Source organism: Syntrophorhabdaceae bacterium (assembly GCA_028698615.1).
Lineage (GTDB): Bacteria > Desulfobacterota > Syntrophorhabdia > Syntrophorhabdales > Syntrophorhabdaceae > Delta-02.
This window is the reverse complement of sequence record JAQVWF010000057.1, coordinates 1-13,766: the sequence shown is the minus strand read 5'-3', so window position 1 is coordinate 13,766 and position 13,766 is coordinate 1. Positions and strand designations below refer to the sequence as shown.

11 protein-coding genes are annotated in these 13,766 nt (G+C 53.7%); 4 read left to right on the top strand and 7 right to left on the bottom strand.

The window, feature by feature from the left end; all coding sequences use genetic code 11:
• The 4 genes from PHC90_12910 to PHC90_12895 form a co-directional block, all read right to left on the bottom strand.
• Nucleotides 1-2,917 (bottom strand): type I restriction endonuclease (locus PHC90_12910; protein MDD3847241.1); only part of this gene is annotated, 2,917 nt, incomplete at its 3' end.
• Nucleotides 2,917-4,233: a restriction endonuclease subunit S gene (locus PHC90_12905; GenBank protein MDD3847240.1), complete on the bottom strand. Its 1,317-nt coding sequence runs from the start codon at nt 4,231-4,233 to the stop codon at nt 2,917-2,919. The genes PHC90_12910 and PHC90_12905, both read right to left, overlap by 1 nt.
• A 56-nt stretch (nt 4,234-4,289) precedes the next feature.
• Complete coding sequence (locus PHC90_12900; protein ID MDD3847239.1) at nt 4,290-5,393, bottom strand: virulence RhuM family protein; 1,104 nt, start codon at nt 5,391-5,393, stop codon at nt 4,290-4,292.
• Nucleotides 5,390-7,402, bottom strand: coding sequence for a class I SAM-dependent DNA methyltransferase (locus tag PHC90_12895; GenBank protein MDD3847238.1), 2,013 nt, complete (start codon nt 7,400-7,402; stop codon nt 5,390-5,392). Before PHC90_12895 ends, PHC90_12900 begins: the two co-directional genes overlap by 4 nt.
• A 314-nt stretch (nt 7,403-7,716) precedes the next feature.
• Here PHC90_12895 and PHC90_12890 point away from each other — a divergent pair, with 314 nt between their 5' ends.
• Both PHC90_12890 and PHC90_12885 read left to right on the top strand, forming a co-directional pair.
• Nucleotides 7,717-8,541 carry an RES domain-containing protein gene (locus tag PHC90_12890; GenBank protein ID MDD3847237.1) on the top strand — a complete coding sequence of 275 codons (825 nt, stop codon included), beginning with the start codon at nt 7,717-7,719 and terminating at the stop codon, nt 8,539-8,541.
• 83 nt (nt 8,542-8,624) lie between these two features.
• Nucleotides 8,625-9,212 carry a hypothetical protein gene (locus PHC90_12885; GenBank protein MDD3847236.1) on the top strand — a complete coding sequence of 196 codons (588 nt, stop codon included), beginning with the start codon at nt 8,625-8,627 and terminating at the stop codon, nt 9,210-9,212.
• A gap of 10 nt (nt 9,213-9,222) precedes the next feature.
• Here PHC90_12885 and PHC90_12880 read toward each other — a convergent pair whose 3' ends face one another.
• On the bottom strand, nt 9,223-10,548 hold the full coding sequence (locus tag PHC90_12880; GenBank protein ID MDD3847235.1) for a hypothetical protein: 1,326 nt from the start codon (nt 10,546-10,548) through the stop codon (nt 9,223-9,225).
• 519 nt (nt 10,549-11,067) lie between these two features.
• Here PHC90_12880 and PHC90_12875 point away from each other — a divergent pair.
• Entirely contained in the window at nt 11,068-12,123 is a 1,056-nt protein-coding gene (locus PHC90_12875) for an IS481 family transposase (GenBank protein MDD3847234.1), read from the top strand.
• A 30-nt stretch (nt 12,124-12,153) separates the two neighbouring features.
• Here the strand turns inward: PHC90_12875 and PHC90_12870 are convergent, their stop codons facing one another.
• Nucleotides 12,154-12,807, bottom strand: a complete 654-nt coding sequence (locus tag PHC90_12870; GenBank protein ID MDD3847233.1) for a DUF5677 domain-containing protein — start codon at nt 12,805-12,807, stop codon at nt 12,154-12,156.
• Nucleotides 12,808-12,877: 70 nt separating this feature from the next.
• Nucleotides 12,878-13,408 carry a hypothetical protein gene (locus PHC90_12865; GenBank protein ID MDD3847232.1) on the bottom strand — a complete coding sequence of 177 codons (531 nt, stop codon included), beginning with the start codon at nt 13,406-13,408 and terminating at the stop codon, nt 12,878-12,880.
• 120 nt (nt 13,409-13,528) lie between these two features.
• Here PHC90_12865 and PHC90_12860 point away from each other — a divergent pair.
• Nucleotides 13,529-13,766, top strand: a 238-nt coding sequence (locus PHC90_12860; protein ID MDD3847231.1) for an IS3 family transposase, incomplete at its 3' end; no start/stop codon positions are given.

Below are 13,766 nucleotides of genomic sequence, written 5' to 3'. Positions count from 1 at the left end.
TCATGAACCTGGCGGTGATATCCTCGTTCTGGTCCATCCGGTCGATGAAGATCCCCTCCAGGGCCTTATTGAACACATAGCCAAAGTTCTCCAGGGTATTGGCATTAGCCGCCTGCCTCAGGCCGGAATCAGCCATCGCGTCTTCCTTTATGGAATCGAAGAACAGCTGGTCCCCGGGCCTGAACTCGGTTCCGAACCTGTCATTGAGGATATCGATGAGCTTCGAAAGCTCGATCTGGTCATCCCTGGCAACACCCGTTCCCACAGAGGTCGGGCCTGCGATGGGCTGCTGGTCTCCCGCCTTCAGGTCTATGGACCCCTCGGCGATCTTCTGCAGGCGGTAGAACTTCAGGGCAACCTCGTCATCGAAGTGATAGATGGGGCCCCGGTCCTCTCTCGGAAGCTTGGTGACCAAAAAACGTATATACGAGTACAGCTTCTCCAGGTCCGAGTCCTGGAAAGGAATGACCTGGGACATGAAGGCGTAGAGGTTCCGGAATGCAATGAGGGCTTTTCGGAACTCCTCCCTTGCCTCTTCATCGAGCTGCTTGAACCTCCCGACGGCAGGATCGATGCAGGCGTTCATGCGCGCGTGGTCGGAAGGGGTCTGCTTTTCCCTCGGGGCGTAGAAGACCTTGCTGAACTCCTCGACCTCGTCCTTGTAGTAGACCTGCTGGGCGTCGAGCTTGGCCTGCAGCTCATAGAGCTGTTTTGCCTCCGCCTGTTCCCCGACGGTGGTCTGCTCGTAGTACGGCTGAAAGGCGTCAAGGATCTCTTTCGTCTCGTTCACGAAGTCAAGGACAAAGGTATCCTCCTTGCCGGCATGGGTCCTGTTGAGCCTGGAGAGGGTCTGGACCGCCTGGATGCCGGCGAGCCTCTTGTCCACGTACATGGTATGGAGGAGAGGCTGGTCGAATCCGGTCTGGTATTTCTCGGCGACGATGAGGACCTGGTACTCCTCGCTTCCGAAACGCTCGGGGAGCTCCTTCTCCCGGATGCCTCCGTTCATGCTCACTTCGGTGTAAGTGACGTCCTTCACGTCCGGGTCGATCACGGTCCCGGAGAAGGCGACGAGCGTCTTGATCCCCGTGTATCCCTTCTCCGTGATGTACTTATCGAAGGCCTGCTTGTACCTCACCGCATGGAAGCGGCTGGCGGTGACAACCATCGCCTTGGCCCTCCCCCCGATCTTGTGCATCGTGAAATGCCGGAAATGCTCGATCATGACCTCTGTCTTCTGGGAGATATTGTGTGAATGCAAACTCATGAAGCGGGCAAGGGCCCTGGCAGCCTTGCGCTTGTCCACCTTGGGGTCGTTCTCGATGGACTTTATCAGCCGGTAGTACGTCTTGTACGTGGTGTAGTGTTTGAGCACGTCGAGGATGAAGTTCTCCTCGATGGCCTGGCGCATGCTGTAGAGGTGGAAGGGTTGCGGCTTGCCGTCCGGACCGGGAACACCGAAGACCTCCATCGTCCTGTACTTCGGAGTCGCGGTGAATGCGAAGAAGCTGATGTTCGGTTGCTTCCCCCGCTTGGCCATGGCCTTGAGGATCTCCTCCTCGTAGTCGGGCAGACCCTCCTCCTCGGCCTTTGCCTTCGCCTCCTCCTTTATGGCCGCCCCCGCGAGGACTCCCTTGAGCTCTGCGGCGGTCTCACCGCCCTGTGAGCTGTGCGCCTCGTCGACGATGACCGCATACCTGCGCATGGGAAGCTCGCCGACCTTCTCCGTGACGAAGGGAAACTTCTGGAGGGTGGTGATGACAACAGGCACCCCGGAGCCTAAGGCCTCCGCCAGCTGGGCGGCATCTATGTCGATCTTCTGGACAACACCCTGCTTGTGCTCGAACTGGTAGATGGTGTTCTGCAGCTGCTGGTCGAGCACCACGCGGTCCGTGACAACGATGACGGAATCGAAGGCCCTTTCGTCCTCGTCATTGTGGAGGCTGGAGAGCCTGTGGGCCAGCCAGGCGATGGAGTTCGACTTCCCGCTCCCGGCGGAATGCTGGATGAGGTAGTTCTTGCCTACACCCTTTTCACGTGCGTCATCCACGAGTGTGCGGACACAATCGAGTTGATGGTACCTGGGGAAGATCATGGTTTCTACCTTGACCTTCTTCTCTCCCAGCTTCTTCTCCTCCACCTGGAGGTGGATGAATCGCGCGAGGATATCGAGGAAGCTATGTCTCTCAAGAACCTCCTCCCAGAGGTAGGCCGTCTTGTAGTTCCCGGGGTTCTCGGGATTGCCGGCGCCGCCGTTTGAGCCCTTGTTGAAGGGGAGGAAGCGGGTGTTCTTGCCGGAGAGGCGCGTCGTCATGTAGACCTCGTCCGTATCGACCGCGAAATGGACGAGGGCGCGCTTCTTGAACTGGAAGATGAGGTCAGCAGGGTCACGGTCTGTCTTGTACTGCGTGACCGCATTGCGCCAGGTCTGGCCCGTCATCTGGTTTTTGAGTTCCGCCGTGGCGACGGGGATCCCGTTGAGCGACAGGGTCACGTCGAGGGTGTTGCCGTGCTTCGACGAGTACCGGAGCTGGCGGGTGATCGTAAGACGGTTGGCCTGGTAGAGCTTCAGGGTATCGGGGTTCATACCGCTCGCCGGCGCGAAATAGGCCATGCGGAAGGTCTTCCCGAAGCACTTGAACCCATGACGGAGTACGGAAAGACACCCCTCATGCTCGGAGTTGAGGGCCCGGCAGAGATCATCGAGGAGAGTCTCTTCGGACTTCCCCTTCTGGATGGCGGAGAGGTACTCCCATTCCTTGGGCTGGGTCTCCTGGATGAAAGAGATCACGTCCTGGGGGAAAAGGCCTCTCTCCTGATCGAAGGCATCGGGGCTAACCTTCTCGTAGCCGGCCGAGGTGATGAGGTGGTGCTCGATGGCGGCTTCGAAGGCAATTTCCTTGTGGTCTACTGGCATCAGGCAACCTCCTCACGGACGTCAATCTTGCCGGTAACGGCGGCTGATATGAGGGCGGTGCGGTATTCGCGGAGCAGGTCGATGGACTTCTTGACTTTCTCAATCAATTCGTTGATATGGGACGTCTCTCGGTCGAGGAAGGCCACGATAGACCGCTGTTCCGTTAAAGAAGGAAGCGCAACTAGCAACTCCTTTATGATAAAAGAGTTGAGCCCCTCCATTATGGACCCTTTGCTGTTGGTTGTTATCTGGTAGCGTATGCAATCAGAATCATTGATAAGTAACGCTAGATAAAACGGGAATACTGATTCATTGGGGCGTAACCTCAACAGGTGTGAGTCCATTATGCCGCGCTCAATACCTTCAGGAACAACCTGACACTTGCCAGTAGTCCCCATCATCGATACGACGAGGTCTCCGGGTAATATTTCGCACATGATAAGCTCTTCGAACTTGTCCTCATCGATATACTTGTGTCCCAGCGAAAAATCTGCATTTATGAGATGTTCCTGCCCATAGACCTTGTACCCATCCTCTTGTATGTACTCCAATCGAAGAGCACTCCCAAAAGGACCGATCTTTATTCCCTCACAGTCTTTCAGTAGCACCCGTAAGCGATATACGTCCCAATGCCCTGGGACTTCCCCCAGCCACTCCACGCCGGAGTCCTTCATCTTCACGTCCGGGTCGAGACCCTTGGTGACAACGTGGCTGATGAGGGCGGAGCGCTTTTCCTGGAGGAGATCGATCTGACGCTGTTTTCTGGCGATGAGTTCATCGATACGACCAGTTTCACGGTCGAGGAAGGAAGCGATGGAACGCTGCTCATCCGATGATGGCAGCACCGCCGGAAAACCCTCAACGCTTTCCTGTGTAATTCCGTAGAACGTGGTACCTTTCTGTTCAATAACCACAAAACGCTGAAAGAGTTCCGACCCAAGCAGGTGATAAAGAAATCGTGAAGTATAAGCGTCACCAACGGGGCGGATTATCAAAAGGTGGCTATTGAGCGATGCTTTCCCAGGCAATTGATCGATGTATGCGAGTTTGCCTATGGAACCATCCTTGGTAATCAAAACATCCCCTTCTTGTACGAATATCTCGGGAGCCATCAGATAGCGGTCTTCCGTAATGTGATAACACGAGTTCCAATCAACGCTTCCATCCTTAAAGTGCATACCAGTCACCAGGTAAGGACCTGCATCTGTGAATTCGTCACCACGAAGGTTTTGCCAGCCAATACGGCCTTTGATATAAGAATTGAATTTCAACTTTTGAGTTGACCAATGCTCCGGAATCTCCCCCAACCACTCCACGCCGGATGGTTTGTATGCCGGGTATGTTGCTCGTTTGCCTTTATGCACTGAAGGGATCACGAGTTATCCCCTTTGCCCGGCCCGTATTTGCCGCCTCTCCTCTGGCGTTTCTTCTTGCCGGGTTGCTCCTTACGCTCCGTCTCCAGCGTCTTCGCGGAAGTTTGCAGGTCTTCCACATACCGCGCCTCGGCCTCGGATTCTGTTTCCAGCCGTCTCCGCTCAGCAAAGGCGTCGTACTGCACCTCCGCCCATTCGAGAGCCTCGTTGCGGCTGACCATACCAGGCCCGGAGAGTACCGGCAGTTCGGTATCGCGGAGGAACTTGTCGAGGAAGATCTCCCAATCGCGCATGCTGATGTCCTGTCGCCGCTGGGCGCGGAACTCGGCTTGGTCCAAGAACATCACCGTGATGCGGTTGAGCGTGTCGATCTCTTTGGTATCGAGGTAGTTCTTGGCCGTGCCCACATCGCGTTTCAGCACCCGGCCACCTTTCCACGAGGTTAGGCCCATGTTGGTCCTGCCTGCGTCCGCTCGCCTCCGGACGATCTCCGCAGCCGTCATGCCGGTGGCGGCATGGTGCATCTTGTTCTGCATGGTGGCGAAAAAGCGTTGTGTTTCCTCCTCGCCTTCCCGGTAGTCACAGGCCAGCGCGAAGATCTCCCGGATGCGTTGGTAGACGCGCGCTTCACTGGCGCGAATCTCCCGGATGCGCGCAAGCAGTTCATCAAAGTAGTCCACCAGCCCACTGCCACCCTTGAGCCGTTCGTCGTCGAGCGTAAACCCCTTGACGACGTATTCACGAAGGCGAACCGTGGCCCACTGGCGGAACCGGGTAGCAACGCCGGACTTGACCCGGTAACCTACCGCAATGATCATGTCCAGGTTGTAATAATCTAGCGGTCGCTTGACCGTCCGCGAGCCCTCCGGGCGAACTGTCAAGTATTTCTTGACGGTTGCCTCCGGGTCGAGTTCGCCCTCTTCATAAATATTCTGTATGTGCAGGCTTATGTTCTGCTTGGTGGTTTGGTACAGCTCTGCCATCAGGTTCTGTGTCAACCAGACGGTCTCATCCTGCAGCCGCACCTCAAGGCGGGTCGTGCCGGATTCCACCTGATAGATGACAATCTGAGAGTCGCCGGGGGCGGGCAGGTTCTTAATCATTCCGTTACCTCTGTCAGCATATCCGCTATTTCCTTCTCGATGATCCGGAGGTCTGCCTCTATCTCTTCCAGCGGACGCGGTGGCACATACCTGTAGAAATACCGGTTGAAGTTGATCTCGTACCCGATCTTCGTCTTGCTGTGATCGATCCACACATCGGGCGCATGGGGAAGGACCTCGCGTTTCATGTACTCTTCCACACCCTCCTTAAGGGGGATGTTCTCGTAGTCGCGCAGATCCGGGTCCGGTTCGGGGTTGCCCTTCGCGTCAACACACACATCTGCCGTCTCGTCACGCTCGGACAGTGCCGTCAGGATGGCCTTGAACAACGGGGCGGCGGTCTTCAAGCCTGCCTTGTTGAAGGCCCCCTTCATCAGGTCGGAGAATTCTTCCCGGTTCTTGACCACACCCTTCGATGCCAGTCCCGACAAGGCTTCGAAGATAGCCTCCTGGAGCTTCTTTCCCTCCTCGACCTCGGCCTCCATCCCTTTTACATCCTTGCGCTTCTTGCTGGACGCGAGACCCTCAAACGCACTAGCCTCTCTCACGCGGGCAAGCCGCTCCTCATCCACGGCATAGTTACGCCTCATGGGTCTCTCCACCGTGATGCGCCGGTATCCGAAGTCCTCGTTGTCGAAGATACGGACCTGCTCGCCTTCCTTGAAATCCCCATACAGGCGGGTGATGTCCCCCCGCTGGTCCTCGCAGACCTCGTTGCGCTTGTTCCCCAGGGACCTGCGCATCTTCTTGAAGAAGGATGTGCCGTCGACGAGCTGTATCTTCCCTTTGCGCTTCGGTTCCTTCCGGTTGGTGACGATCCAGAGATAGGTGGATATCCCGGTGTTGTAGAAAAGCTGGTCGGGGAGGGCCACGATGGCCTCGAGCCAGTCGTTCTCGATGATCCATCGGCGGATGTCGCTTTCTCCCGAACCGGCAGCCCCGGTAAAGAGAGGGGAACCGTTAAAAACAATAGCCAGGCGGGTGCCGCCCTCCTTGGGATCCTTCCTCTTACTTATCATGTGCAGCAGGAACAGGAGGGACCCATCATTGATCCTGGGAAGACCGGCACCGAAGCGACCACCGAATCCCTGCTCATCGTGCTCGCGTTTGATGACCTCGGCCTCCGGCTTCCACTCCACTCCGAAGGGAGGGTTCGCGAGCATGTACTCGAACCTGTGGTTCGGGAAGTGGTCGTCGGTGAAACTGTTCCCGAAGGCAATATGTCCGATGTCTTGCCCCTTGATCATCATGTCGGATCCGCATATGGCATAGGCCTGTGCGTTGTAGTCCTGTCCGAACACCTGAAGGCTGGCGTCGGTGTTAAGCTTTCGGACATACTCCTCCGACACGGAGAGCATGCCACCAGTACCACAGGCAGGGTCGTAGAGGGTCCTGACGATACCCTTGGTGGTGAGAATATCACCATCCGGGACAAAAAGGAGATCCACCATCAGGCTGATGACCTCGCGGGGGGTGAAGTGATCGCCAGCCGTTTCGTTCGATACCTCGTTAAACCTGCGGATGAGCTCCTCGAAGATGTAACCCATCTCGAGGTTCGATACGGCACTGGGGTGGAGGTCTATGTCGCAGAACTTCGACACGACGAGGTAGAGGCGGTCCGCTTTCTCCAGCTTCGCAATATGCTCCTCGAACCCGAAATGTTCCATGATCTCCCGGGCCCGGGTGGAGAAGCCCTTGATGTAGTTGACAAGGTTGGCGGCAATGTTGGCGGGGTCGCCCTTGAGCTTCTCAAAGGTGAAAAGGCTCGTGTTGTAGAAAGGCATGCCGGTGACACGACAGAGAATAGGCTCTATGTTCTTTACCTTGCCCCCTGAGAGCTTTTCCTGCTCCTTGAGGACTTTTGCCTTTGTGGGCTCAAGAACACAGTCCAGGCGTCTCAGGACGGTCAATGGAAGCATGACGTCCTTGTACTGGTTCGGGTGGTATGGTCCGCGGAGGAGATCCGCAACGGACCAGATGAAGCTGGTTTTCTCGTTGAAATTATTCATTTAGCAGGCTCCGCGTTGAAGTGGTTCATTGATGCTGGAAGTCACATGATGCCGGGTGAAGATCCGAGGTGCAGAGGGAGCCTGTTCATAATGCAGACAGGCCGTTACGGTGCCGCAGTACCTCATCAGGAATCCCCCTGTCAACCCCTTGTGAAGGCTCCGATGTTTACCGTACGTTGAAATTACTGGAGAGCTTCACCGATATCGTACAAGATTCGACTAGAAATTTCACGTTTATTATGGCCATGAAAGAATGACAAGGGGCCAGCCTCAGGTGTAGCTTCCACTTCACTTTCGTGTTAGCCTACAATGATATGAATCTCCCACAAGTTGACTATCTTCAGCAAGAAGCAACGGACATCCTGGCTGAATCTGACAGTGATAGACTCTGCAGGAAGTGGCGTAATTTCCTGCGTTACTATGACGCCATAACTGGTAACCTTTTCTACGATTTTCCTCTTTGGAGGGCAAGAAAATGTATGGATTGCACTGGTTTTTCAAGTACCGCTGACCTCTACTATCCCCCGCCAAATATTACCGAGGCTGGGCGCATAAACGAGGCTGGCGCACCAGTACTGTATCTTTCCTTTAATAAATTCACAACGCTGTGCGAAATAGGAGCTAGACAAGGCGACCATGTTCATCTCGTAGGGTATTCGATGAATCAGGATCGGCCCCTCAGGACCCTCATAATAGGAGAAATCAACAACGTTCACAAAAGGGGTCAAGGCCTAATCCCTGGCAGATTGAGTGAGGAAATCAACAGAATTTTGAATGGTCTTTCACTTGAGACTGGATACAGTTTCGTGTTCATGGATGCCTTCTTGGCAGGTGTTCTATCGGACCGAAACGCGGGAACCAACAACTACCTGCATTCCCGCACGTTGTGCAAGGCACTGGTCGAGAAGTACGAAGGTATAGACGCCGTTCACTATCCGAGCGTAGCTTTGGAGGGATCAATGAACCTTGCCATCATCCCCAAGGCAGCAGATGAAACCCTGAGAGTCATGGGCACAAGCGTCATCGTTATTGAAAAAGAATACGACTATGGTCTTTTTCGATTTAGGCTTGTCAAGTACTCAAAGAGTTCCCTGGCCAACGGCGTTATTTTGTGGACTGACGTCGGAGGACCAGTCTAACCACCGAATGCTTTCGGGTAACCGTCACCCATATGTTGTGAAAAAAGTAAATTCAACGAATTATTGTTTTCGGGAGGAAATAAATGTCAACTGCTTCGTTGATCATATCAGTCATTTCGTTGGTGATCGCTGGTATATCGCTCTTCTTGACCTGGTGGAAAAACGTAAAGGATAGACGGTACGTAAACGACAAGGAGCTTCTGGAACAACTCAAGCATTCTCTCGAGCTTGCCTACGATTCTCTCGCTATGGAGAACGGGCATCCCGTTAACGATAGACTCCGCTGGTTAACCGCGGCAAGACACATAGCCCGTTACCGGAAACTCAATAGCGAGCTTCGCACTACCCTGTTCAAAAATATCTGTGAAGAACACGAAGAGTACTGGAGAAACAGAATCTACGTTCTGCTGGGCAAGATCGAAGACAAAGGGTTCTATGAGGCAATAGACCCGAGACGAATGGTTCACGAGACTATAGAACCGCGATCTGCGGCTATCGTTCATTCCTTTTCTGTCTGGAAGGAAGGCAAGGTTGACCCCTTAGACGATATGAGCTTCGAGGACATCGTCTCCAAGTATAAGCTGTTTTCGCCCTCACACAGACATTTCGAGGAATTCATCAGAGCAAAGTACCCTCAACTGGTACAGGAGGTACCAGGCAACGACCAATAACCCAGCCGCTCTATTCGGCGCCCCCGGCTCGCTCACACCTAAACCTCAACACGGCCTCTTTGATTGCCCTGTCTGGGTTGGGAGTGATAATGTTTTCCGGTATCACAATCTCGCAGTCAATAGGCTCGAGGTTCCCGCATGCCAACTCCGCTATCCTGTTCCACAGTACATTGTAAACGAATGTGGCATACGACACGACATCAGCCTCTTCCAATCCGTTCTCTCCGGTAAGTAGTCTTCCATCTACAAGACTGGTGTGGACTCTGCCGCTCGGGTAATCGAGAACGAAAACCAGCAGAACTGTGTTTCTTTCATTGATCAGGACGACTCGAACTATGCCATCCTTGAAGGCGTCGACGTGCATCGTCATTCTTTCCAGACCCTCTATCGGACCATCCGGCCACAGTCCGACGGATACGGCCAGGCCTTGCAGTTCATTGCAGTTCTCGGGAGTTTCGCCGCGTCTTAGCGCGTTCAAGGTCTCCTCGGGGAGGAGTGAGTCCCACGGGGCGAGGCGGTCTCTCGACCTGTATAACGATCTCGAATTGGGAACCTGTAGCTCCTCGGTGATGTACATGCTTGCAAGCCCTTCCATTATGACCAGATCTTCAGCAAGACGCCGGTTATCGGCAGGGATATCGGGGTCAACTATTTCACCCTCCAATGATGCATGAGCCACAGCGCACCGACCACTCTCAAAAAGATGGCGGCTAACGTCAAAGTTAGCTTCACGTAGACCAGCTACACGCTTTCCGGCATCACCTGTAAGCCTTTCAAGCGCTGCAGAAATCCATTTGACCTTCCTTGTTGTATTCGAAAACTGAGACTCGATGACCTTGTAGAAACTGAGAAATGCATAGCTATTATGCACATGGCGTAACCTCTTGCCCTCGCGCCAGAACGCAAGGGCCTTCCGGACATTCTCATGTTCAATGACGGGCATATGGTTGCAGCTGAAAGACTTAGATCCCGCGATACCGAGAGACGAATAGACAGTTCTGCCTCCATAAAGCATTGGATGACTCCCGTGAATGTACCCGGATGCGTAGACGTATCCACCCAGAAACCAACTCAGTATTGATGTAAAACGGTAAACTTTCGAAAGGGTTTCATCAATGTTGCCGTCGTTGCACCCGATCGTGATTCCTGGAGGAGAAGGCTTACCATTCCGTTCTGAACCTCGCAGAAAATATTCGTCCCCGGCGTAAGAGACGCAAACGTCCGATGAAGGCCACGGGATCGAGGATGCCACGCCTGCAGTAAGCCACCCCAGACGACTTCTCAGCTTCTGATCTACTTCATCACCGAAAGTGTGTTTCGCATAGGGGGTTAGCATGTCTGGCACCTGCCCGGTATTTTTTGTTGCTCAATAACAGAATGCTTGAACATCTCGGAAGTAGCGATAGATAGAGACAGCAGTAACAAGTTACCACCCAGTGTCCCGGCATGAAGAAATTTCTCCCAAGAATCCTTTATGCTTTTCATGATTTTATCCGTACTCAACTCGATCGTACCTGTGCAACAAAGGAAAGAGCAGCGTGCTATAGCTTTCCCGCCACTCAGCGGTGCACCGGGTCGTTATGCCGTCTTTGTCATCACTCGTTCCAGTTCCTTGCCGTACATGTCGGCAACTGTCGTATCTGCCCCAAACAGCGACAAGAGCTCGCCCAGCGAGATAATCATTGCAGTGCATGCGGTCGACAGGACATCAACGGTGCCCTCGTCAGTGGGGATGAACGTGATTTGTACTAGTCAAGAAAAGCGTTTACAACCACAAGCTCAATAGTTGAAGAGCCATGGTCTTCCGGTTAAGATTGTTTTACCACAAAACATTTTAACCAAAGGAGGAAGTACCATGACTCAAGCACAGTATATCATCAATCGGAAGTTAAATATCTTAGAACTTGGCCAGACACTCGGCAATATAACCGATGCATGCCGCAGGCTAGGCGTAAGCCGCCAACACTACTACGATATAAAGACGGCGATAATGGAAGAGGGTCTCGAAGGACTTCTTGAAAAATCCCGGTGCGCTCCCCGAATTGGCAACCGGGTGCCCTCTGTGGTCGAACAGGCCCTGCTGGATTATTCCCTGGAATATCCCACCCACGGCCAGACCCGGACCGCAAACGAGCTGAAGAAGAAAGGCATTGATATCAGTGCCGGCGGTGTCAGGAGCGTCTGGCTCAGGCATAATCTCCATTTAAAAAGCCTACGGCTTAACAGGCTGGAGAAATGGGCGGCAGACAATGTGAACATCCTTACTGAGTCCCAGGTCGAGGCCCTCGAGAATGCGAAGGAAGAGGAAAAGGTCCATGGTGAGATTGAGAGCCCTCACCCCGGGTTCCTCTTTGCCCAGGATACCTGCTATATCGGGTACATAAAAGGCATCGGCAAACTTTACCAGCAGACAGGGATAGATACGCACAGCAATATAGGGTTCGCCAAGGTCTATACGGAAAAGACCTCGCTGACAGCAGCGGACTTCTTAAACGACAGCGTGCTGCCGTTCTTTGACGAGCAGTGCATCAGGGTTCTGAGAATCTTGACCGATAACGGCCCTGAATACTGCGGTCGTCCCGAGAGCCACCCCTATCAGCTCTTTCTCCATCTCAACGATATCGAGCACACGAGGATCAAGGTCCGGCATCCGCAGACCAACGGCGCCGTTGAACGTCTCAACCAGACAGTCCAGGAGGAATTTTACAAGGTGGCTTTTCGCAGAAAGCTGTATCGATCCATAGAAGAGATCCAGACCGATCTGGATATATTTATGTCCTGGTACAACAATGACCGGACAAATCAGGGACGTTACTGCCAAGGGCGCACCCCGATGCAGACCTTTGTCGACGATCTGCCGTTGTATCAAAAATATGTTTACGAAAATGTGGATGAAATAATGGCCGTGTAGTATAAACAATCTTAACCGGAGGGCCGGTTGTCAACGCAAATACTGACTAGTGCACGTGATTGACTTGAGCTTTTCTTCATCGTCCAGCACAATATGTCGCTCCATGTCTCTGATGGTTGTGTGCACAGCCCAGCTTGTTTTTGCGTATGCAGTCAGGTACCAACTGTGAAGACCCGCTTTTATGGCAAAGTCTTCAGTCGAGAACTTCATTATTTTCTGCTCCTTCATCTTCTCGTCAAGCTCGTTCTGAATTCCCCGTATAACGTCGAGTCGGTCCTCGGACAGGGTGCTGTCTTTGTCTGCCAATAGCTTTCTTGCGACCCGTAGTTTTTCCCTTTCCCCGTCTATTACGTACGCTTCGAGGGCGGCATCGTCTTTTGCCGTAGCGCATAAGACAAACGTAGCCTCCAAGAGGGCTCTGAGCGTAACGCTGCCCGAAGGCGACATGCCGTGTGAAACCAGTATGTATGAAGCTTGAAATAGCTCCAGACATCGCGCAAATAAACATGCGATCAGGGTCTGTCGCAAACTGCCGCTGTCTATCGTTACGCTTCCAAGACTCTGGTAACAGTCAGCATTGATTCTCTCGGCCAATTCAAATAATGGCTTGTGCGTCCTTTTGGTTGCCTTGACCCAGGAGTGTATTTGCTGACCAATGAAGCCATGCGAATGGTAGGGGGCCATCACTTACTCCGTCTCATCTGGTATAACGAGGAGCTAAGCTGGAGTGACCAAGGGAGCCCGAAGAAAATATCTACCACGTCGTCTGCTCCATCGTCGCGTATATGGGGCGCACGATGTTCGTCAACACGTATGCCTGGTGCGCCTTGACTGCCTCCTGGAACTTGAACCAGTGGCTTTCTTTGTAGTTGTCCTTCCACACCCACCGCATCTCGGTCCCCGGCACTGTGTCCCCGCCACCGGATGTGTCCACCGTAGTGAAACCCACGGCCTCCTTGAACCAGGCATCCTCGTCGTACTTCGTGAACTCTCCCCCGATGAGGGCCTTATAGTTCCCGACGCGCTGGGACTTCGTGCTTGTGCTGTCCCCTATGGCATTGCCGAGATCGGCAAGGAGAGAGCTTCTCGCGTCATCGTCGACGGAGCGGCCCCGGTAGAGGTCAAAGAGGCACCCCGCCGCATCGAGGAAGCGCGGCTTGTTCTCAATCGAGGCGTGGCTCGGAACGAGGCGCTTGTCATGCCAGAGCTTGTTGGGTATGTCGGGGCTGTGCTTGGCATCGGCATGGCCCACGCTGGGTATAAGCTTCTCCAGGAGCCCCGCCATACCCTCTGTGCCAATATAAGTGAGACACTTTCCACCCAATAGTTTAGACTCTAAGGGCGGGAAGGAGAGAGCAAATTGGAAAATAAAGATACGACAGCGGCAGAAGGCAGCAAATCCGGTATCAGGGCAGTTCCTGATCCCGAAGTGCCCGAGAAGGCAATACGACGTAAGTTCACGGCGGCATATAAATCCCGTATCCTCAGAGAAGCAGAATTATGCACGCAACCGGGTCAGCTCGGTGCCCTGTTACGCCGTGAAGGACTCTATTATTCAAACATTGCAAAGTGGAGGCGTCAGGCCGAACAGGGTCTTATCCCGAAAAAGAGAGGACCTCAAAAACCCGATCCCGGTGTCCGTC